At 46.3% G+C, this 20,989-nt stretch carries 15 protein-coding genes and 2 tRNA genes; 4 read left to right on the forward strand and 13 right to left on the reverse strand.

Annotation, left to right across the window (positions count from 1 at the left end):
• Window positions 1–15 precede the first annotated feature (15 nt).
• The 7 genes from NFR98_RS05865 to NFR98_RS05895 form a co-directional block, all read right to left on the reverse strand.
• The gene (locus NFR98_RS05865) at window positions 16–1,056 is read right to left on the reverse strand and encodes an aldose epimerase family protein (protein ID WP_251459820.1); all 1,041 of its coding nucleotides are present in this window, start codon (window positions 1,054–1,056) and stop codon (window positions 16–18) included.
• A 312-nt stretch (window positions 1,057–1,368) separates the two neighbouring features.
• Window positions 1,369–2,853, reverse strand: coding sequence for a UDP-glucose--hexose-1-phosphate uridylyltransferase (galT, locus tag NFR98_RS05870; protein WP_110133859.1), 1,485 nt, complete (start codon window positions 2,851–2,853; stop codon window positions 1,369–1,371).
• A gap of 5 nt (window positions 2,854–2,858) precedes the next feature.
• The gene (gene galE / locus NFR98_RS05875) at window positions 2,859–3,854 is read right to left on the reverse strand and encodes a UDP-glucose 4-epimerase GalE (RefSeq protein ID WP_251459821.1); all 996 of its coding nucleotides are present in this window, start codon (window positions 3,852–3,854) and stop codon (window positions 2,859–2,861) included.
• Window positions 3,851–5,032: a galactokinase gene (locus NFR98_RS05880; protein ID WP_026684379.1), complete on the reverse strand. Its 1,182-nt coding sequence runs from the start codon at window positions 5,030–5,032 to the stop codon at window positions 3,851–3,853. The genes galE and NFR98_RS05880 overlap by 4 nt, the downstream gene beginning before the upstream one ends.
• Before the next feature lie 424 nt (window positions 5,033–5,456).
• Entirely contained in the window at window positions 5,457–5,675 is a 219-nt protein-coding gene (locus tag NFR98_RS05885) for a hypothetical protein (RefSeq protein WP_017551607.1), read from the reverse strand.
• A 378-nt stretch (window positions 5,676–6,053) separates the two neighbouring features.
• Entirely contained in the window at window positions 6,054–6,197 is a 144-nt protein-coding gene (locus NFR98_RS05890; RefSeq protein WP_437184214.1) for a hypothetical protein, read from the reverse strand.
• A 44-nt stretch (window positions 6,198–6,241) separates the two neighbouring features.
• A complete protein-coding gene (locus NFR98_RS05895; RefSeq protein ID WP_014095921.1) occupies window positions 6,242–7,378 on the reverse strand; it encodes an acyl-CoA dehydrogenase family protein in 1,137 nt (378 codons plus the stop codon).
• 140 nt (window positions 7,379–7,518) lie between these two features.
• On the opposite strand from NFR98_RS05895, the gene NFR98_RS05900 reads away from it, so the two are divergent.
• Together NFR98_RS05900 and NFR98_RS05905 are read left to right on the forward strand one after the other, a co-directional pair.
• A tRNA-Thr gene (locus NFR98_RS05900) sits at window positions 7,519–7,591 on the forward strand.
• A gap of 18 nt (window positions 7,592–7,609) precedes the next feature.
• Window positions 7,610–7,700: transfer RNA gene (locus NFR98_RS05905), tRNA-Ser, on the forward strand.
• A 48-nt stretch (window positions 7,701–7,748) separates the two neighbouring features.
• Here NFR98_RS05905 and NFR98_RS05910 read toward each other — a convergent pair.
• The 3 genes from NFR98_RS05910 to NFR98_RS05920 all read right to left on the reverse strand — a co-directional run bounded on the left by NFR98_RS05910 (window position 7,749) and on the right by NFR98_RS05920 (window position 13,006).
• A complete protein-coding gene (locus NFR98_RS05910; protein ID WP_014095922.1) occupies window positions 7,749–8,534 on the reverse strand; it encodes a 5'-nucleotidase, lipoprotein e(P4) family in 786 nt (261 codons plus the stop codon).
• An 855-nt stretch (window positions 8,535–9,389) separates the two neighbouring features.
• The gene (locus NFR98_RS05915; protein WP_035190804.1) at window positions 9,390–12,479 is read right to left on the reverse strand and encodes an MMPL family transporter; all 3,090 of its coding nucleotides are present in this window, start codon (window positions 12,477–12,479) and stop codon (window positions 9,390–9,392) included.
• Entirely contained in the window at window positions 12,476–13,006 is a 531-nt protein-coding gene (locus tag NFR98_RS05920) for a MarR family winged helix-turn-helix transcriptional regulator (protein ID WP_035190801.1), read from the reverse strand. The genes NFR98_RS05915 and NFR98_RS05920 overlap by 4 nt, the downstream gene beginning before the upstream one ends.
• Before the next feature lie 573 nt (window positions 13,007–13,579).
• Between NFR98_RS05920 and NFR98_RS05925 the strand changes: the two genes are divergently transcribed.
• Entirely contained in the window at window positions 13,580–14,221 is a 642-nt protein-coding gene (locus tag NFR98_RS05925; RefSeq protein ID WP_104851270.1) for a TetR/AcrR family transcriptional regulator, read from the forward strand.
• 30 nt (window positions 14,222–14,251) lie between these two features.
• Window positions 14,252–15,763, forward strand: coding sequence for a DHA2 family efflux MFS transporter permease subunit (locus NFR98_RS05930; protein WP_035190796.1), 1,512 nt, complete (start codon window positions 14,252–14,254; stop codon window positions 15,761–15,763).
• Between the two features lie 53 nt (window positions 15,764–15,816).
• On the opposite strand, the gene gabP is transcribed toward NFR98_RS05930, so the two are convergent.
• From gabP to NFR98_RS05945, 3 genes are all read right to left on the reverse strand, one after another.
• On the reverse strand, window positions 15,817–17,208 hold the full coding sequence (gene gabP, locus NFR98_RS05935) for a GABA permease (RefSeq protein WP_026684375.1): 1,392 nt from the start codon (window positions 17,206–17,208) through the stop codon (window positions 15,817–15,819).
• 44 nt (window positions 17,209–17,252) lie between these two features.
• Window positions 17,253–18,590 carry an aspartate aminotransferase family protein gene (locus tag NFR98_RS05940; protein ID WP_251459823.1) on the reverse strand — a complete coding sequence of 446 codons (1,338 nt, stop codon included), beginning with the start codon at window positions 18,588–18,590 and terminating at the stop codon, window positions 17,253–17,255.
• 1,541 nt (window positions 18,591–20,131) lie between these two features.
• A complete protein-coding gene (locus NFR98_RS05945; RefSeq protein ID WP_026684858.1) occupies window positions 20,132–20,596 on the reverse strand; it encodes a DUF8821 family protein in 465 nt (154 codons plus the stop codon).
• Between the last annotated feature and the right edge of the window lie 393 nt (window positions 20,597–20,989).

The following is a 20,989-nucleotide window of genomic DNA, read 5'->3' on the forward strand; positions in this document are numbered from 1 at the left end:
ACACCTCAATCTTTTTCAACCAAAAATCCATTTTGTATGGGCACGGTATGTTTCACCCGGCTCTAGAATCACAGACGGGTATTCAGGGTGATGGATCGCATCCGGCACACCCTGCGTCTCAAGGCAGACCGCCAAATAATCTGAAGGCTTGCGGCCGCGGATTTCATATTCGTCATTGCCCATTGTATTGCAAGTATAAACGACGACGCAAGGCTGGTCGGTTTCCACCGTCAGCACGCGCCCGCTCTCTTCGTCTTTTAAGCGGATCGTTTTTTCCGTTTCCGGCAATAAAAACGCGTGGTCATAGCCGTTTCCGACAAGGACGTTTTGCGGATGATCTGATACCGTGCCGTCTTCGATTTTTCGCCCGTTCCGAAAATCGAACGCGGTGCCGGTGACATCGAAAGTTTTCCCTGTCGGCAGCGTTTCCTGGCCAAGTTCAAGCACACGGTTACTCGGGATTTGCAATTTGTGCCCGCGTACATCGCGTTTCATATCGCCGCTTAAATTGAAGTATGCATGATTGGTCATGTTGACGATCGTTTTTTTATCCGTATGTGCCTGATAAGACAGCTTCAGTTCTTGTTCATTTGTTAAAAGATAGGTCACGGTGGCATCGAGATTTCCGGGATAGCCTTCTTCGCCGTCCGGGCTTATATGCGTAAATTTCACACCAACTGCGCCGTCTTGTTCAATGGGTGTGCTGTCCCAGATGACGGCGTTAAACCCTTTGAAGCCGCCATGGAGATGGTTGCGGTTTTCATTGGCAGAAAGCTTGTATGTTTTGCCGTCCAGTTCAAAAGAAGCTCCGGCGATCCTGCCGGCAATACGGCCGATGATAGCGCCGAAATACGGAACACCATGGAGGTAGCCGTCAAGGTTGTCATACCCGAGCACGATATTTTCCGGTTTGCCGTTTTTGTCCGGCACGATGATCTTATTGATGATGCAACCGTATTCAAGCACCGTTACAGATATGCCGCGGTCATTTTTCAATTCATAAGCATGGACCGGACGCCCTTCCAATTCCCCAAACAATGCCTTTTTTATTTCCATTTTGATCAGCCCTTTTCCGTTAAAGATTGCGGGCCATATAAAACGGCCCGGTGTACCCGTCTGAGCTAAAAGTTACGGAATGTGATCTGCAGCCCCCTATATGCGTCAAAAGCGTATGCTAAAAATGTTGGAACGCGTTGCCGGCTCCTGTTCCCCGCGGCCGCGCCAAACGCTTCCGGAATCCGCAGCCGGCCTGAAAGCCACGTAAAAAACCGGCCTGCTGTTTGGTGTGCGCGGTACATTCCGGAAGGCGTTTAGCAGCCCGCACCCTTTCACCGTGAACATGCGCAAAAAAAGGTTGGAACGGACCTCCTACAACTTACGCAAAAAATTCCGGAATGCCTGTTTTCCTCTTTCGTCCCGTTTGAAGACGCCGGCGTGCTGCAAAACTTGCAAGAAGACTTTGCCCACTTCATTGCGGACGATGCCTTCCACGTTTTCCGCCGCCACCGTGCCTTCGTATTTTTTCTTTAAACCGTTTGCCCAGTCAAGATGGTAGTCGGCAATATCATTCGGCTGCCCGAGCAAATATTTATCCACTTCGGCCAGCTCATTTTTCAGCCGCGCCGGCAGAACCGCAAGCCCCATCACTTCAATCAGCCCGATGTTTTCTTTTTTAATATGATGGACCTCAGCGTGCGGGTGGAAAATGCCAAGCGGATGGGCTTCGCTTGTCCGGTTGTTGCGGAGCACAAGATCGAGTTCAAACCGGCCCACGCGTTTTCTTGCGATCGGTGTAATTGTGTTATGCGGCGTTCCGTTTGTTTCTGCGAGAATGTCGGCGGAAGGGTCGCTGTACTGTTTCCAGATTTGCAAAATATGATCCGCGGCCTCTGTAAGCCTTGCTGCCTCTGCACTCCGCAGCCGGATGACCGACATCGGCCATTTGATAACGGCGGCTTCCACATCCGGAAATGCCTTCATTTCAAACTGCCAGTCGTCAGCCGCTTTTGCCATCGCAAATTCATAACGCCCGCCCTGATAATGGTCGTGCGACAAAATCGAACCGCCGACAATCGGCAGATCGGCATTTGAACCAAGGAAATAATGCGGGAACCTCCCGACAAATTCAAGCAATCTTTGAAAAGCCGCTTTGTCGATTTTCATATCACGGTGCGTTTCCGACAGCACGATGCAATGTTCGTTGTAATATACATACGGTGAATATTGCAAATACCACGGCTCGCCGCCGAGGGTAAGGCGGATAAGCCGGTGGTTCGACCGTGCCGGATGCCCCGTTCTGCCGGCATATCCCTCGTTTTCCATACAAAGCAGGCATTTCGGGTAATGCCCTTTTTTGGCGTTTTTTTCCCTGGCAATGGACTTCGGGTCTTTTTCCGGTTTTGAAAGATTGATGGTAATGTCAAGATCGCCGTATTCCGTTGGCGTCTTGTATACAATGTTTTTCGCAATCTGCTTCGTTTGGATATAATTGCTGTGTTTGCTTAATGCGTAAAAATAATCGGTCGCTTCAGCCGGGCTTTCCGCATATTTTTCCCGGAAAATATAGTTTACCGTTGACGGGCGCGGCGTAAACACATTCATGATGTGGCTTGCAAAAATGTCTTTCTCATCCAATACATCCTGAATGATGCCTTTTTCGCACGCGTAACGGACAAGGATGCGGAGGAGATCAGGAATATCCTGATCCGCCCCGCCTTCTTCCGGTTCATGAAATTCATCCAGATGCAAAAGTGACAGCACCTGGTTTCTCGCATACACCCGGTCTTCTTCCCCGATTAACCCGGCACGGACAGCCTTGTTTACAAGCTGCTCGACCGTTTCAAAAATGGCCAATGATTTCACCTTCTGTCGTCGTAACCGTTTGGATGGCTTTCATGCCAGTTCCATGCATCTTTGATAATCTGGCGGATATCCGTTTTTTTCGGATTCCAGCCGAGCACACGTTTAGCCTTTTCGGATGAAGCGATGAGCGTGCTCGGATCCCCGGCGCGGCGGTCGCCGATTTTGACGTTAAAGCCTTTGCCGGTCACTTCCCGCACGGTATCCACAATTTCTTTGACGGAAAATCCGTAGCTTGATCCGAGGTTGAACACATCGCTTGCACCGCCGTTTTTCAAATACTGAAGCGCGAGAATGTGGGCATCAATCAAGTCCTCCACATGGATGTAATCGCGGACGCATGTCCCATCTTTTGTATCATAGTCTTCGCCGAAAATGGTGATCGCCTCACGTTTTCCAAGCACCGTTTCCAATACAACCGGGATGAGATGCGTTTCCGGATGGTGGTCTTCGCCGATTTCGCCGGTTGATCTTGCGCCGGCTACGTTAAAATAGCGAAGTGCAACGTATTTAATGCCGTACGCTTTTTCACACCATTTCATCATTTTTTCCATCGTCAGTTTTGTCTCGCCGTAAGTGTTGGTCGGAACGGTCGGCATTGTCTCTGTAATCGGCACGTGTTCCGGTTCCCCGTATGTTGCAGCGGTCGAAGAAAACACAATATGCGGCACATGGAATTCTTTCATCATTTCAAGCACAATTTGCGTGCCATATACGTTGTTGTCGAAATATTTCAGCGGCTGTTCCATCGATTCGCCGACAAGCGAGTTGGCTGCAAAATGAATGATCGCGTCAATTTTTTCTTTCCCGAAAACTTCCTGCATAAAGGCACGGTCGCGAATATCACCTTCGTAAAATTTTGCCTTTGGATGGATTGCGGCGCGGTGGCCGGTTTGCAGATTGTCAATCACCACCACGTCATATTTTTGGTCGATCAGTTGATATACGGCATGCGAGCCGATATAACCGGCTCCACCTAAAACTAAAATGCTCATACAAGTTCCTCCATTGTCATTTCTTTTGCTCCATCACCGATGCTTGCGGTGTAGAAGTCCGCCCGGTAGCCGATTTCTTTTTCATAGACGTCCCCGACATTTTTGATGAACGCATCGACTTTGTCATTTTCAACAATTGCGATTGCGCACCCGCCGAATCCCGCGCCCGTCATTCTCGCCCCGAGCACGCCCTCCTGCTTCCAGGCGGTTTCGGCCAGCGTATCGAGTTCTTTGCCGGTCACTTCATAATCATCCCGCAGCGAACGGTGGGAGGCATTGATCAGTTCTCCGAAAGCGGGCAGGTCGCCACGTTTTAATGCGTCAAGTGCTTTTAGCGTGCGCACATTTTCGTAAACCGCATGTTTTGCCCGTTTCCTCACAATCTCATTGTCTATGATTTCCTTGTTTTTTTCAAATGCTTCTTCTGTCAAATCGCCGAGCGTTTCGATATCGAGTTTCTTTTGCAGCTGTTTCAGTGCCGATTCACATTCCGCACGTCGTTCATTATATTTAGAGTCCGCAAGTTCACGGCGTTTATTCGTGTTCATAATCAAAATTTTATGGTGATCCAGCTTGATCGGGGCATATTCGTACGCAAGCGTGGCACAGTCGAGCAAAATGCCCGCGTCTTTTTTGCCCATCCCGACTGCGAACTGATCCATGATCCCGCTGTTTACGCCGATAAATTGGTTTTCCGTTTTTTGCCCGAGCTTGACAAGATCGAGCCGTTCCACTTTCAGGTTGAACAATTTTTCAAGCATCACGCCGGTTAATAGTTCAATGGAGGCGGAAGAAGACAGGCCGGCCCCATTCGGAATATTGCCGTACACGAGGCAGTCAAAACCCTGTTCTATTTCATGCCCCGCTTCCTTCAAATACTTCAGCATGCCTTTCGGGTAATTGGCCCAGTCATGTGCTTTGTTGTATGCCAGATCGTCAAGCGTAAATTCGATGACGCCTTTTTCTTTAAAATTCAAAGATACAAAGCGAATGTTGCGGTCATCGCGTTTTTTGGCCAAAGCATACGTCCCCATGGTAATCGCGCACGGAAACACATGGCCGCCATTATAGTCGGTATGCTCCCCGATCAGATTAATCCGGCCCGGCGCAAAAAACGCGCGCTCCGCCGCCGTCCCGAAATACTCCTTAAAAGCCTGAGACAAATTTGGGTTGCTCATGGTCGTTCCCCCCTAAGTGTAATAGAATAGAATAAAAAGATTGCAAACGTTTTCTTCAATTCCATCTTACACGCAGAAGTAAAAAAAGGCAACATTTTTACTAAAATTTTTACTGGTAATATTCCATTTCTAAATAGGGCTTGCTGAACGAATCCGATTCTGAGTTTGTACCAAATTTGTCTGCAAGCTCTGTCGCAAAATATATGTGAGAATGCGTGATTTTGTCTTCTAAATACGTTGAATCGGCTTTCGAGTGCAAGCTTTTCCCTGGATTTGTTGTAAAATCCTTGCATTTAAATTGTTGCCAAAGCTGTCAGCACTCTTGCCAAATCTAGGAATTTTGCTTATTCAGCAAGCCTTAAATAATACAGCCTCAGTACAATCATTTACCATTCCAATGCGATCCACTGCTGTAATAACTGATTTAAGATTTTTTCTCTTCTTTTTTTAAATCATCTTTTAAATACTCCATATCTTTTATGTACCTTTGGATTGTTTCTTCTATTGCGTCTTTTACTACTCGGGGATATCCCTTTTCATCTTCTAGTTTTTGTTCCTTCTTTAGCTCATCTATATCTTTAGTAAGCAAAGATATAGCCTTCTTCTTCTCATCTTTACTCATGAATTCATAGATTTTTCTCATAAAAAATACCTCGACAATAAATTATTTCTAAATTTTTATTTTTTTATTATAATACGTTTTGATAAGGAGGAGGCTTCTGTTATACGCAGCTTGCAGATGTCGAGCAGGAAACAAACGGCCTGCTGTCTTACACCCGCAAGCCGAAAACCACCCCGGAAACTATCAGGAAAATCCTTGAAAAATGGCTGGATGAAAACGTACGGGCTTACCCGTACATCATAGAACGTAAGCGAGCCATGGAGCGGCAACAGTGCAATATCAGCAGTTGCCGCTTTTTAGCGACAGCGACAAAGCGGGACGAAAAAAAGCGGCGGCGCTTTGCTGCTTTGCGCCCCCCCTTTTTTCCCGGCTGCTTAGACCATCGGGTGCTTTTTGATTTTACACGCGCGCGCCGAGCTGCATAAGGACGGCATCATCCATCGGTGGGTTGTGGAGCCCGGCGCGGACATCACGGTAATAGCGCTGCAGCGGGCTTTTTTGAAAAAGGCTGCGGGCGCCGACTATCCTCATGGCCAGATCCACAATTCTGTTTTCCCGCTGTTTAGACCATCGGATGCTTTTTGATTTTACACACGCGCGCCGAGCTGCATAAGGACGGCATCATCCATCGGCGGGTTGTGGAGCCCGGCGCGGACATCGCGGTAATAGCGCTGCAGCGGACTTTTTTCGGACAGGCTTCTGGCACCTACGATTCGCATCGCTAAATCAACTGCTTCTATCGCATGATTCGTAACCGCCATTTTCGCTGCCCCAAGTTCCGGGCCCATCTCTTTTCTTTGTTCTGCTCCGGCTTCATCCCACATTTTCGCAACCGAATACAGAAAATGCCGCGCCTGCATCAATTTCAGCTCGATTTCACCGAATTTCTGGCGGATAGCCGGCAGTTCCGCAATCGGATGGTTCAGGCTGTTCGGCGTATACGATTTAGCAAAGCGAGCCGCTTCCCGTTTTGCTGCCTCGGCAATGCCTAAATAACAGGCAGGGATATGGAGCAGATAACCGGCCGGCTCCTTCTTTTTCGTCTGGATCTCCGCCAGGTTCGCAAGCGGGACTTTGACGTTTTCCAGCACAACATCATGGCTGCCGGTTGCCCTTAAAGCAATGCTGTCCCATGTTTCGACGATGGAGAGGCCAGCCGTATCCCGCGGAACGACAAAACTGCCAACCGCTTCTTTTTCCGGAATCGTTGCGGTAATGATAAAAAAGTCGAGCACCGGAGACATGGTGGCAAAAGTTTTTCTCCCGTTTAACACCCATTCGCCGTTCTTTTCCGTTGCCGTTGTTTCCGGCATGCCACCGCGCGTCGGGCTGCCCGTTTGCGCTTCTGTTGCGCAAGTGTTGATGAGGGCGGCCTCCCCTGCTGCCGCACGGCAAATGCGTTCAAACAATTGCCCGTTCCATGTTCTTGTTTCGGACAAATGCATTAAAATCCCCATATGCCATCCAATGGAAAGGGCAGTCGACCCGTCCGCAACCGCGATGGCCTCTTGCAGGCGGACAAGCTCATACAGCGAAATGCCGCCCCCACCGTAGTTTTGTGGCACAGTCAGCTTTGTATAGCCTGTTTCTTTTAAATCTTGAATATTTTCAAAAGCAAACCGTCCTTCCAAGTCATTGGCAGCCGCCCTTTCGGAAAACGGGCCGGCAAGCGTTTGAATTAGGTCCAGTTTTTCCTCCAACGTTGAGGCTTTTAAAAAATCCATATCCTTTCCTCCCCCGGAAACATCTTTTCTCTTATTTTACCGGAAACATGCCGGAAAAACATTACAACACTTTTTTTAAATTTCCTCTTGCAATCCGGATTTTATTATAATATAATTTACATTGTCCTGATTGATTCCATGCTGGTGTAGCACAGTTGGTAGTGCACTTCACTCGTAATGAAGGGGTCGGAGGTTCGAGTCCTCTCACCAGCATCTTTCTTTTTTTCATATGGAGAAGTACCCAAGCGGCTGAAGGGGACGCACTCGAAATGCGTTAGGGCGGGTGACCGTCGCGTGGGTTCAAATCCCACCTTCTCCGCCATACATAGTGCATATAAAAATTCCGGAGAACTCCGGAATTTTTTTGCGTTTATGAACCACATGGCAATTCATGCTCCCAATCCCCGTAAACCGGATTCGGGAATACGATAAATTTGCGGCCAAATGCATGGCGGAAACGGTCTGCTTCCAGGCTGCGCGCCTTGTTTCCTTTTCCGTCAAATGTCTTAAAAAAGTCACCCAGATTATCACCGAACAAGGCAATGATGTCGTGGTCCTTTTCAACAACTTGCCGGCGCGTTTCTTTGCTGCTTGTTCCTGTTTGCAACAGCACATGGGAACGGACGGCCTGCGGGATCCCTTCTTTTTTCAAGTTGCGAAGGGTGGCATCCATATATTTTTCGTCCCGGTTTGAAATGTAATAAATATCGATTCCTTTTTTATCGGCATATTTTAAAAAGGAAAGTGCCCCCGGGAGCGGTTTTGCTTTTGCTTTTTTCACCCATGTCCCCCAGCCGCTGCCAAACGAAATGCCTTTTTCTGCCATATAAGATAAGTAGGGTCCGTTATCCAGCACCGTTTCATCGAGGTCCAGCACGATGGCCCGCTTCTTTTTTACTTTAGTTTTCAGGCTCTCCTTAATACGCTGTTTTCCGATATTGTATCCTTGATAATAGAGCGCTCTTGCTTCCCCGGATGTCCGGTACCAGGCAACCCCCATTTTGGTCTGTTCCGCTTTTTGCTTTGCCGTGCAGCCCGTAACCGGAACCGTCTTCATGACGGCAGCTTCCCGGTTTTGTTTGCCGCCTTCAGCAGAGCACCCCGCATTTCCAAGCACCAGCGCAAAGACAATTAGCAACCCTGCAAAATAGTTCATGCTTGCCCCTTCTTTCTAAAATGCTTTTACGATTAGTATAAGGGAACCCCGGAAATTGATACATGCTAAAATGGCATCTTTCACGGGGGTTGTTAGGCACTTCGAAGCGGTCTATTCTGATTTACGACGGGATTTTCATTCTTCCGCTGGCATGTATTTTTTGTGATATGGGCGTTTACGTACATTGTTTGTCGGAATTTCGCCCGCTTCCTTAACGTAGACCCCTTCTACGTTAAGGTACACCAGATTTTTCGCTCGCTTCCTTCACTTAGACGCATCCTACGTTAAGAAACAACGCGTTTTTTCCGCGCTTCCTTCACTCAGACCCGTTCTACGTTAAGGAACAACGGAATTTTCGCCCGCTTCCTTAACGTAGACCCGTTCTACGTTAAGAAACACGGCGTTTTTTCCGCGCTTCCTTCACTTAGACCCGTTCTACGTTAAGGAACAACGTCTTTTGCGCCCGCTTCCTTAACATAGACGCACTCTATGTTAAGGAACACTGCGTTTTTTGCTCGCTTCCTTAACGTAGGCGCGCTCTACGTTAAGGAACAACGGAATTTTCGCCCGCTTCCTTCACATAGGCGCGTCCTACGTTAAGAAACAATAATTTTTTCCCGCGCTTCCTTCACTTAGACCCGTTCTACGTTAAGAAACACCAGTTTTTGCGCCCGCTCCTTCACCTATACTCGTTTTATGCTCACTTTTCAAAAAAATAGTTGGCCTGTTTGCTCACTTACCATCTCTTTACCGTACTTTAGCTAAAAGGTTACCTGCTTCCTCCGCCTCGATCTAAAACCGTGCCAGCAAAAAAAGCAGCCCTTTCCCAATTTGGATAAGCGGCTGCTTTTTTCATTATCGCTTGGATGATTCTTTCTCCAGCTCCAAGTTTTCTTTCTTTTTGTCCGAAAATATTTTTTCCAAGGCTTCCGGCAAGGCGATCATGCCTGGCAGAAAGAATGGCAATAGGATGAAGCAAAGCACGACAAGGCCGGTAATGACGGCGATCGCCAATTCAGCCAGCAGCAGCATTCCTGAAGGCATCAGCGTGGCAAATGTGCCGCCTAAAATAACGACCGCGGAAATAATGACACCGCCTGTATGTCTCGAAGCGAGTATAATCGCTTCCCTCGGGTCAAGCTGCGGGTATTCCTTATAGCGCATCATCAGGAAAATGCTGTAATCTACACCAAGCGAGACGATGATGATAAAGGAAAAGAACGGCACAAACGAAGAAATGCCTTCATAGCCCAGCATGCCAAGAAAAATAGAGTTGATGACAAACATGGCTGTATAATAGGCACCGACAAGGGATGCCGTAATGAAAACCGGCGGCCAGAAAGACCGTATAACCAACAGAAGCACAAGCAGCACGCTGATGGTCACGATCACGGTTGATTTGGCAAGGTCCCTTGACAGAATATGGTTCATGTCGTTGGTCGTTGCACTCGTTCCGGCTGTCCCGCTGTCGGCTTTTGAAAGCACAGTTCCTTTCAGCCCGGTGACAACCGTTTTATTGATCTTATCAATGGTATCCAATGATTGATTTGAATAAGGATCGTTGCTCAACACGACAGTCAGTTTCGTCACTTTTCTGTCATCCGACATATACGTGTCCATTGCTTTTTTAAAATCTTTGTCGGCGAGCGCTTCTTTCGGAATATGGAATGTTTTTTCCGTTTTCAGCTGTGCCAGATAGTCATTTGTTTTGCCAAGGCCGTCTGAAATTTGCTTTAATCCGCGGTTAACATCCGACAACTTATCGCCGAACTGTTTAAAACCGCTAAGGCCGGAAGCGAGTTGCTGCTGGCCCGATTTCATCTGGCCCAGCCCTTTTGTCACATCGTTCATATTGGTTACTATTTTGCCGATGCCATCAGACGCCTGGCCAAGCCCGCTTTCGGTTTTCTTGAGCCCGTCTGCCATTTGCGAAAGCCCGCCAGCCATCTTGGATAGATTGTCGTTCGCTGTCTTGAACCCGGCTGTCGTCTTGTCGTAATTGCTGTTCAGCGTGTTGATCCCTTCCGGCGTGATTTGCTTGAGGGATGATGAGAGCTGGTTTGTCATTTGCTTCAGCGCCAAATAGTTCCGGTCGCTCTGCACACTTGGCGTACTTTGCCCGAGCGCCGTCACGAGCGTCTGCATTTGCGCAATCGCACTTTTTACACCGAGCAGTGCTTGTGCAGCCTGCTGATAATTTTTGCCCATTTCAGCATAGCCGGCCTGCATTTTCCCATAATTTGCTGACAATGTGCTGACCCCGCTGCTCATTTGGGAAAGATTTTTTTCAATGGTAGCGATGCCGTTTGCCAGTGTTTCCGGCTGGCCGGACCCATTGCCAATGCCGTTTTGAATTTTTTCGAGCCCGGTGGTGAGAGCGGCCATTCCATTTTCAAGTTTGGCGGTTCCATCTACCATGTCGTTCACTTTCGAAAAATCGGCGGATCCGAGTTTCTCCTGGGCTGTCTTTAATCCAGCATTGATTTGGTCAACCCCGTCCTGCGTTTGCGACAAGCCGTCCGTTACCGTAATCATCTGCTTGTCGATGTAAAAGTCCTCCATTTTCTTTCCTTCAGGCCGCGTAACCGAAGAAACTTTCCCGACACCGTCTATTTTTTTCAGCCTTTGTGTAATATTGTCAATGACAGCCATGGATGCGTTGTTATCCATTGCTTTTCCGTTCTCAATCACAACCTCCGCAGGCATGGACTGCCCTTTCCCGAAATGTTCAGCAACAAGGTTGATCGCTTTGGAAGAAGGATATTTATTGCCAAGTTCTCCAACCGTATCAAAATTCAGCTTCTCCTGGTGAAAAATCAATGCCGGGGCAATGATCAAAAGAATGAGTGTGACTGTAATAATCGGATGTTTTACGGCGATGAAAGAAGCTTTTCCCCAGTACCGGTTCGGCTTATGCCCGCTTGCATTTTTCGACGGCCAGAAAAGCTTTGTACCAAGGACTTTCATGATGAAAGGGGTTAGGGTTAAAATTTCAAGCAAAAGGATCGTTACCCCGATCACCACAACGACACCTGACCGATATATCGGCGATTCGGAAAATATAAGCGCCAGAAATGCGATAAAAACAGTCACAATACTATAGGCGATCGTTTTTCCTGCCGTCCGGTATGTGCGGACAATCGCTTCATCAATCGGGTGCCCGTGGGACAACTCTTCCCTGAACCGGTTAAAAAGCAGGATATTATAATCGGTTCCGATTCCAAATAAAATCAGCACAAGCAGCATCTGCGTCAAGCTTGTCACCGGAAATCCGGCTTTGTCGATAAGCTGGGCGGCAATCCCCATTGAACACAAATAGGAAAAAGCGACAGCCGCCAACGAGACGAGCGGGGTCACAACGGAGCGGAACACAATCACCAGCACAACGAGAATAAAAATGACCGTTAATGCTGCGCTCCGCTCCACACCGGCTTGGGAGGCCTTCAAATAGTCATTGTTAATAAAATCTTCCCCGCTCAAATAATAATCGACAGGCGAATGTTTCAGCCTGGCATCAAACTGTTTTTGGATGTCATCGATTTCTTTCCCTTTTTTATCCAGCTTGAAGCTGACCATAAGCGTGGTGCCGTCTTTTGATAAAAGGGAACTTTTCGCTTCCGGCGTATGGATCGGGTCAATCACATTGGAAATGCCGAGTTCGGATTTGCTTTCTCTAATTTTGTCTAAACAATCACCGATTTTTTCCATTTCGGCCTTTGAAATTTTATTTTTATCGTAAAAAACAATCAAATTGTTCGTGCCTTTGCCGGCATCGATCTTTTTTAACATTTTGTCTGCTACAACGGAAGGGCTTTTGCTCGAGGTTCCCTGCTGCCCCCGTTCCCGCAGGATGGCATTAACATCCGGCTGGATCGCTGTCAGCACAATCGTGGCAATGAGCCATACGGAAAAAATGATCCAACGGCCTTTCAGAATTTTTCTCACTTGTCGTTCTCCTTTTTCCTAGATTTGAAGCTTTCATTTTCGTCACGAAAAAAGAACACATCAAAAGATTCATATTTATGAAGGCCATCCCGCTCGATTTTTTTCTTCACAGCATTTACGAGCAGTTTGATGCCTTGTTCCACGATGTCCTGTTCATCCGGCTGCAACAGGTTCAATGCATCTACAAATGACTGGTTGATGATTCTTGATATGTTTTCACTCAGTTCGCCTTCCAGCTCTGATGACGGGGAGATCTCCACCGACCGTTTATCCGATGCGCTCGGGGTTTTCACAAGCAGCCCTTTTAACGTCAGCCGCTCCACGATATCCGAAACGGTGCTCTGCGTCATTTTCAAGTTCCGGGACAGCAATTTGATACTAACCCTTTTGCCCGTTAACACCTCCGCCAGCACCCTGACCTGGGGAACAGTTAAACCAAACTCCTCCGCTTCTCTTTGCAAACTTTTGATGATATAACGCTGCAAAAAATCAATTGAATCCCGAATAAATTCGGCTCTTTCACTCATATACTCCCCTCCCCTGCATATTTATCATTGAATCGCCTAATATACATCGTATCCGATATATCGTATACGATGTATATTAGGCGAAAACAGGATCATTGTCAATAAAATATCTGCTATATAAAATGAAGGAAAAATTCTGATGAGCGCCAAACCATTCATTGTATGATAGCTTACAGCAGGCAATATTTCGTTATACTTTAGGACGATTATTTTTGTAGGCAACAGAATAGCCATTTTCCGTTCATTTTATATAGTAAAAACCGGGACGGGCACCAGCCTGTGTTTCCATGATTGGAACTGCGACGGATTTCCCCGCCGATTCGCGACCGGTGAGACCTTATTTAAAACTATCCCAGTCTTTTGGTACGGTTGTCCTTATTTTTTCCCGGTAAGCTGTGGCGAAGAGACCGGTGCACTTTATTAAGAAATTTTTCCAGTGACACCGTGTCATCTTTTCATTGACATCCTAACACGGTGTCATATATAATCTTCATATTGTTTCTTTTATGACACGGTGTCATTTTCAGGACAGATCCCGTGCCGCAATTTTTCAAGATAGGAGAATATGCTGCCATGCCGAAGCCAACTTTTTTCCGGTTGCCGAAAGAAAAACAGGATACTTTGATTCAAGCTGCAAAAAAGGAATTTTCAAGAGCGCCGCTGCACGAATCCTCTGTCGCCAACATTGTAAAGGAGGCTTGCATTCCAAGAGGCAGCTTTTACCAATACTTTGAAGATAAGGAGGATTTGTTTTATTATTTGCTGCGTTTGCTCTCACGAAAAAGCAAAGAACAGTTTATTTCCACTCTCCAAAAAAAGGGCGGGGATTTATTTGCGGCTTTTACCGAGGTCTTTCAATTTGCCATTCAAGACATCCGAAACCAGGAAAATGCCAATTTTTTCAAAAATGCTTTTTCCAATATGAATTATAAAACCGAAAATACTTTGGCAGAAAATTTTTTTGAAGAGGATCTGAAAAAGCAGGATTTGGCTTTGCTCCGGTCCGTTAACACAAAAAAACTGAACATCAATGACGAACGGGAACTGCAGGATATGATCACGATTTTGGAAGCCGTCACCTTTCATAATCTTGTGCAAGCATTTGCCGGGGAATTAACGGCCGAAGAAGCACTCGATCATTATCTTGCCCAAATGGAACTGCTTAAAAAAGGATTGTACAGGGAACCTTCTCCGGCAATTTCAAGCGGGAAATAAAAACAACTTACAAAAGGGGAAAAAGATAATATGAATCCAGCAATACAACATAAAAAGCCGCCCTATCTCATGATCGGGGTTCTTTTTATCGGCGCTTTCGTTTCATTTCTCAATAACTCGCTGCTCAATGTAGCACTGCCTTCCATCATGGCAGATTTACACATCAAAGATTATTCCACCATTCAGTGGCTCGCAACTGGTTATATGCTAGTCAGCGGCGTGCTGGTTCCTGCATCTGCTTTTCTGCTGACCCGCTTTACAAACCGGCAGTTGTTTATTACGGCCATGTTGATCTTCACGTTAGGGACTGCGCTGGCAGCATTTGCCCCGAACTTCGGGCTGCTGCTGACAGGAAGGATGATCCAGGCTGCAGGATCTTCTGTCATGGGGCCATTGCTCATGAATATTATGCTGGTTAGTTTTCCGATTGAAAAACGCGGAACAGCCATGGGGGTCTTTGGCCTTGTCATGATTACAGCCCCGGCAATCGGCCCGACGTTATCCGGCTACATTGTCGAATACTTTGACTGGCGCTTTCTGTTTGAAATGATTTTGCCATTAGCCGTTATCAGTCTTGTTTTGGGGATCTGGAAAGCGGAAAACGTCATGGAGCAAAATAAAAAAGCAACGCTTGATTATCTCTCGGTCGTCTTATCTTCCATCGGGTTTGGTGGTTTGCTTTACGGATTCAGTTCTGCAAGTTCGGACGGCTGGACAGATCCGGTGGTTTTAACGGCACTGATTGCCGGCAGTGTGGCTTTAATCGCCTTCGTTATTCGGCAGTTTATGATGGATGAACCATTATTGGATTTGCGCGTGTATAAATATCCGATGTTTGCCCTTGCCTCTGTCATTGCCATTGTAAATGCGGCAGCCATGTTTTCCGGCATGATTTTAACACCTGCCTATGTGCAAAACGTACGGGGCATCTCTCCGCTTGACTCCGGCTTAATGATGCTGCCGGGCGCAATTGTCATGGGGATTATGTCGCCGATCACCGGAAAGCTGTTTGATCAGTTCGGTCCCCGCGTGCTGGCTGTCACGGGGCTTTCCATCACAGCTGTTTCCACCTATATGCTGGCGAATTTACAAATTGACTCGAGCTACACGTATATTATTCTTGTTTACACGCTCCGGATGTTCGGGATGTCGATGGTGATGATGCCGATTATGACGAACGGCTTGAATCAATTGCCTTCCCGGCTGAACCCGCACGGAACGGCGGTTAATAATACAGCACAGCAAGTTTCCGGGTCAATCGGAACAGCCGTTTTTGTCACGATCATGAATGCTGTCACAAAATCGAAAGCGGAAGACCTGATGTCCGGGATCAATCCGCTTCATTTTACAGCAGCTGATAAAGCCGCTTTAGGACAAAAAGCGTTGCTGGCCGGCATCCAATATTCCTTCTACGTCGCGCTCGCGATTAATATTGTCGTATTGATCATGTCCCTTTTTGTGAAACGGGCAGATACATTTAAACCAGGCGCCAAAAAGGAAAACAGAAAGAAAACCATGCAAACAAAACCGGCTGCAGATTAACAGCTGGAAAATGGGCACCGCCTTTTTAAAAGAGGCGGTGCTTTTTGCTGTGCTTAAGATTTTATACTTGAATCCTCACTATCCAGTGGCAGCACATTTGTTTTTTTAGGATGCAAAAGGAAATACGAGCCGACCACGAGAACGGCAATAAGCAAAGTCAGCAGTACTTGCGGACGCAATGAGTCGATAAAGATCATCGCGACTAAAACCGCAACAATGCCCAAAATGGTGACATAAGTTAAATACGGATACAGCCACATTTTCACCTTCAAGGCATCCGGGTTCGTTTTTTCCACCGTCCGACGCATGCGCAAATGGGAAAAGGCAATGACAAGGTAAACCAATAAAGCGATCCCGCCTGAACTGTTTACTAAAAACAAGAATACTTTATCGGGGGAAATATAATTAAAAATAACCCCGACATAAGCGAAAACCGTGCCGCACAAAACGGCATAAACCGGTACCCCGTTTTTATTTAACTTCAGAAAAATTTTCGGGGCATCGCCGGCTTTTGCCATCCCGTACAGCATCCGTGAATTTGTATATAAACCAGAATTCAAACAGGAAAGTACGGCGGTCAGCACAATGAAATTCATAATCTGAGCCGCTGCCGGAATGCCAACATGTTCAAGAACGGCGACGAACGGGCTCTTTAAAATATTCGCCGAGTTCCACGGAAGCAAGGTGGCTACAATCGCAATCGAACCGACATAAAAGATCAGAATTCGCCAAATGACACTGTTAGTAGCTGTTCTGACTGCCCTTTCCGGTTCGGAGGATTCCCCCGCCGCCACTGCCACAATTTCGGTCCCCATAAAAGAAAAGATGACAACCGTAATGCCCAATAAGACGCTACCAAAGCCATTCGGCATAAAACCGCCATTCCCTGTTAAGTTGGAAAGTCCTGGGGATTGGACGCCCGGAACGATGCCGAAAATAACGGAGAGGCCGAGCAGCAGGAATAAAACAATGGTGGCCACTTTAATGATTGAAAACCAATATTCGAATTCACCGTACGATTTAACGGAATATACATTTGTGAGCGTTAATAAAACGGTTAATATTAAACTTAAAAGCCACGATGGCATTTCCGGGAACCAGTATTGAATATTCGCTGCCCCCGCAGTTGCTTCAATCGCAATGACAATGACCCAAAAGAACCAGTACAGCCAGCCAATCGTGTATCCTGCCCAAGGGCCAATGGCTTCACGCGCATAGGTGGAAAACGAACCGCTTGTCGGGTTCACCGATGCCATTTCCCCCAGCATTCTCATAACAAAAATGACAAGTAAACCTGCCAAAGCATACGAAATGACTGCACCCGGGCCGGCCGAATGGATGACGGCGCCGCTTCCCATGAACAAGCCGGCGCCAATGACTCCTCCGATCGAAATCATCGTAATATGGCGAATTTTCAAGTCCTTCTTTAGTTGCTGATTCTCCAAACCCTCTCTCTCCTTTGCAGCACATTTTCTAACAAGAAACGTTTTTACAATTGGAAGATGCTTTCTTTTAAAACTTGCACGATCGTGCGAAAGTCATCATCGGTTATGCTTAACGGCGGGGAAAGCTGCAATACATTGTTAAATCCAGCAACAGTATCACCGTTCTTGCCAATTAACAGGCCTTTTTCTTTGCAGGTGCTTATCACTTTATTCAGTTTTTCGACTGCAGCCGGTTCCTTTGTTTGTTTATTTTCCACCAGCTCAATGCCAATCAGCAATCCTTTTCCGCGGACATCCCCTACATTTGGATGATCCTTCAGGCTTATTAGCGCTTCTAGCAGCCGTTCACCCAGTATGCGGGAACGTTCAAACAACGCTTCATTTTCCATTAATTCCAAATTCTTTAAAGCCAGTGCACAGGCTGCAGGATTTCCTCCGAATGTGTTGACGTGGCGGAAACGGTCATAATCTTCACTGCCCGCATACGCCTCGTAAATTTCCCTTTTGACAGCAGTCGCTGATAGCGGGAGATAACCGCTCGTAATCCCTTTTGCCATTGTAATGATGTCCGGCTTCACGCCGTAGTGCATAAAACCAAATGCCTTTCCGGTCCGTCCGAATCCGCAGATCACTTCATCACAAATCAGAAGGGCACCGTGCTTTTCGCAAATCTCTTTCACCTTCGCCATATAACCATCAGGCGGCAGTAAAATCCCTCCGCCAGTAATGATCGGTTCCATAATAACACCGGCAATCGTTTCACTTAGCTCCCACGTCATTACACGGTCGATTTCCTTGGCACTTTCAAGCGTTTCCACGTCATCCGGATGCCGGTACGTGTCAGGAGGTGCAACATGAAGAAATCCCTGTCCAAGCGGTTCATACTTATACTTTCTTTGTGCCTGGCCTGTTGCCGCAAGCGCCCCCATCGTATTGCCGTGATACGCGCGATAACGGGAAATAAACTTGTACCGGTCCAGGTCCCCTCTTTGCCGGTGGTATTGGCGGGCAATTTTAAAAGCCGTCTCATTGGCTTCCGAACCGCTGTTAGAGAAGAAAATGACGTAATCCCCGCCAAGCCATTCGTTTAATTTTTCGGCCAGCTGAATGGCAGGCACGTGGCTTTGGGATAACGGATAGTACGGCATCTCAAGAAGCTGCTTGTATGCCGCTTCCGCCAATTCTTTCCGGCCGTAACCGGTATTCACACACCATAACCCGGCCATCCCGTCCAAATAGCGGTTACCCTCAATGTCCGTTACCCAAGCACCTTCCGCTTTTGTGATAATCAAATTGGGCTGCCCGGGACTTGCGGCTCCCCTCATGGCATGCCATAAATATTTTTCATCTGTTTCCTGTAACGTTTTTGTTTGCAAATGCATTCATCCTCCCATCCCCTTGATTAAGTTACACGCTGTCGTCTTTTTTGCGCGTAAAAACAGTGTGCATCCTTCCCCCCATTTCCCGGCCAAAAGCAGCTCAATGGCAATATTCCGACTGCCTTGCTGCTGGCGGGTATGGGCTTCCGTTCTTTTGACGGTGCCATGTTCGCCCTGGCATGGCATTCATCCTGAAAAATGTACTGGATGACTTTCATTCTTCTCTGCGAAACGGGCGCCTCCCCACTGCCACCCATATCGATTTTTCGCCATCTGCCATGCCATACCCCTGTTCGAAGTCATTTTTGTAAGCGGATTCAGTGAAGGGTTTGACAAATGATTCACCTATTCACATTACATTCCGACAGAGAACCATCCTCCAACCATAAAACTGAAGAAACCAGTAGCCAGAATTTTGGATATAAAAGGGGTCCCCATGCCCGGAAAATCACAACGGTTGGCTAAACAACACTATGCGCATATTATAGAATGAATTTTTTCTCTTTTCAATACCTTTTTTCTGACCACAGGCAGAAAAGATTTTATTGCAGCCGTGTCTGATCAAGATTGTAACCTATGATCGGGAAGATAACCACATAGAAAAGAGAAAACAGTTAACAGTTCGGAAAAAAATTAATTTTCCTTGGATTTTATGGAGGCGATTTCGAAAGGATGCTATAATAAAATTGCTCAAAGCTTGATCTGGGCATAGCATGAATGATGAATGGAGGTGTACGGCTTGAAAAGCTTTATTTTATCTAAAACGTTTGTCATTACTTATGTGATTGTCTTAGCCATATTTGGATTACAATTAATGAGGCCAGCTAAATTTATTAATTTTCTTGTCTTGTTCGTTGGATCTTTTTTCATCGCTGCAGGAATTTCATTTATCATAAATGCATTCCGGAAAAAAACATCTTAAAAAAGCTCCTATATAAATGAACAAAATATCGCGGCTCCGTTGCCTGCTGAATAAAGTAGGCCTCATGCAAATTGTTGCTCATGCTTGATGAAAAACTTAAGTTTATTTTATATAATAGGGGCTTTTTCTTAACACCGTTGTTTTCATTTTAAACATTCGCATGAGTAGGCACCATCAGCAACTCGGCTTTCTACATTAAAAGAAAGCTCTTTTCGCGGCTACAAGAAGAGCTTTCTTCCATTTTTAAATTTTTCATTTTAAGTGATTTGAAGCGTCCCACAGCATTTTTAGCAGTAAATCCGTTCATACGGATCCATTCATCCGCTTTAGTGTGTTTCCTTTTAAAATGGCAGCCATGGAGGTCCGGACCATTTACACTTATCTCATCTCTAAAATTCCCCAAACCAATTGGTTATTTATTTCCAGCAGGATTTGCATTTTTCTTTTTGAACAATTATAGCGGCTATCCCCCACTAAATCAAAGATCTAGAAAGGGACTGCGCTGCTATTAATTGTTCAATTTTGATTACTTATTCGTAACGAAAAGTAACTAGAGTTTGCCGGACGAATCAGCTTTTGGCCTGTTCTGACTCGTCCAGCAAGCTCGTCCAGATTATTGCTTTTAATACTCGCCTTTTATGACAAAAAATGACCCCCGTATGGTGCCGGCCAGTTTTGACTTTTGTCTGGCAAATTTAAATTTCCCTTCTAATTCCTTTGGTACTTCCATCCCCTCAGAAAGTTTAAAACCAACCGCCCGCTTCTTCGGATCATCTATGGAATACATTACATTGACAACGAGGCCATCCTCGTAAAAGACGTAAGCAAATTGGATATTTTCCACTTGAAAACGCGAAGTTTCCAATGGCTTGGCTGCAAATTCAATGCCGCGTTCTTCTTTCAAAATCCTATTCACATATTCTAGGGTCTCTCCGCTTTCTGCAGCTGGCAAAACAGTAAATACGTGTTTGTATTTATTCATAAAATAGCGCGCCTCATTCGCACGCAAACCGGCTAGCGCCTTCGCAACAGGTGAAGACTCTAGACCAACATCAGACACATTTTTGAAATCAACGATATAGGACATGCGCAACGCTCCTTTTCCTAAATGGATTTGATGTAAACACAACAATATATAAAAACCATTCTATACTTAACCGCTTACAATATTTGTCCTCGCTCACCAGAAATGATCACTGATATTTTTGGGCTCTCACCTAGCATTTCTATTATAACAAAATTGGTAGCACTGAATGGGGAAATTGCTGAGGCGAGTTTTCGGTGCAAAACATCCATACAAATCCGGCCGTGACCATTTTTGCTAAAAAATCCTGGTTGAATCATGTGCAGAATCTGCTGTTTTTACATTTCCTACAGCAGCGATTATTTGGATAAAGGATGTCTCCTCAAACCCAAGCTTTTGTTTTCACCAAGAAAAAATCTTTCAGCTCTCCCTCCTATTCATGTTAAGTTACCTTAC

It is taken from the genome of Weizmannia agrestimuris (assembly GCF_943193165.1).
GTDB classification, from domain to species: domain Bacteria; phylum Bacillota; class Bacilli; order Bacillales; family Bacillaceae_C; genus Weizmannia; species Weizmannia faecalis.

What these genes read in the sequence shown, in the direction of transcription:
- NFR98_RS05865 (WP_251459820.1), bottom strand. Translation starts at nt 1,056, where the DNA reads ATGGAAATAAAAAAGGCATTGTTTGGGGAATTGGAAGGGCGTCCGGTC.
- galE (WP_251459821.1), bottom strand. Translation starts at nt 3,854, where the DNA reads ATGAGCATTTTAGTTTTAGGTGGAGCCGGTTATATCGGCTCGCATGCC.
- NFR98_RS05880 (WP_026684379.1), bottom strand. Translation starts at nt 5,032, where the DNA reads ATGAGCAACCCAAATTTGTCTCAGGCTTTTAAGGAGTATTTCGGGACG.
- NFR98_RS05885 (WP_017551607.1), bottom strand. Translation starts at nt 5,675, where the DNA reads ATGAGAAAAATCTATGAATTCATGAGTAAAGATGAGAAGAAGAAGGCT.
- NFR98_RS05895 (WP_014095921.1), bottom strand. Translation starts at nt 7,378, where the DNA reads ATGGATTTTTTAAAAGCCTCAACGTTGGAGGAAAAACTGGACCTAATT.
- NFR98_RS05910 (WP_014095922.1), bottom strand. Translation starts at nt 8,534, where the DNA reads ATGAACTATTTTGCAGGGTTGCTAATTGTCTTTGCGCTGGTGCTTGGA.
- NFR98_RS05920 (WP_035190801.1), bottom strand. Translation starts at nt 13,006, where the DNA reads ATGAGTGAAAGAGCCGAATTTATTCGGGATTCAATTGATTTTTTGCAG.
- NFR98_RS05925 (WP_104851270.1), top strand. Translation starts at nt 13,580, where the DNA reads ATGCCGAAGCCAACTTTTTTCCGGTTGCCGAAAGAAAAACAGGATACT.
- NFR98_RS05930 (WP_035190796.1), top strand. Translation starts at nt 14,252, where the DNA reads ATGAATCCAGCAATACAACATAAAAAGCCGCCCTATCTCATGATCGGG.
- NFR98_RS05940 (WP_251459823.1), bottom strand. Translation starts at nt 18,590, where the DNA reads ATGCATTTGCAAACAAAAACGTTACAGGAAACAGATGAAAAATATTTA.
- NFR98_RS05945 (WP_026684858.1), bottom strand. Translation starts at nt 20,596, where the DNA reads ATGTCCTATATCGTTGATTTCAAAAATGTGTCTGATGTTGGTCTAGAG.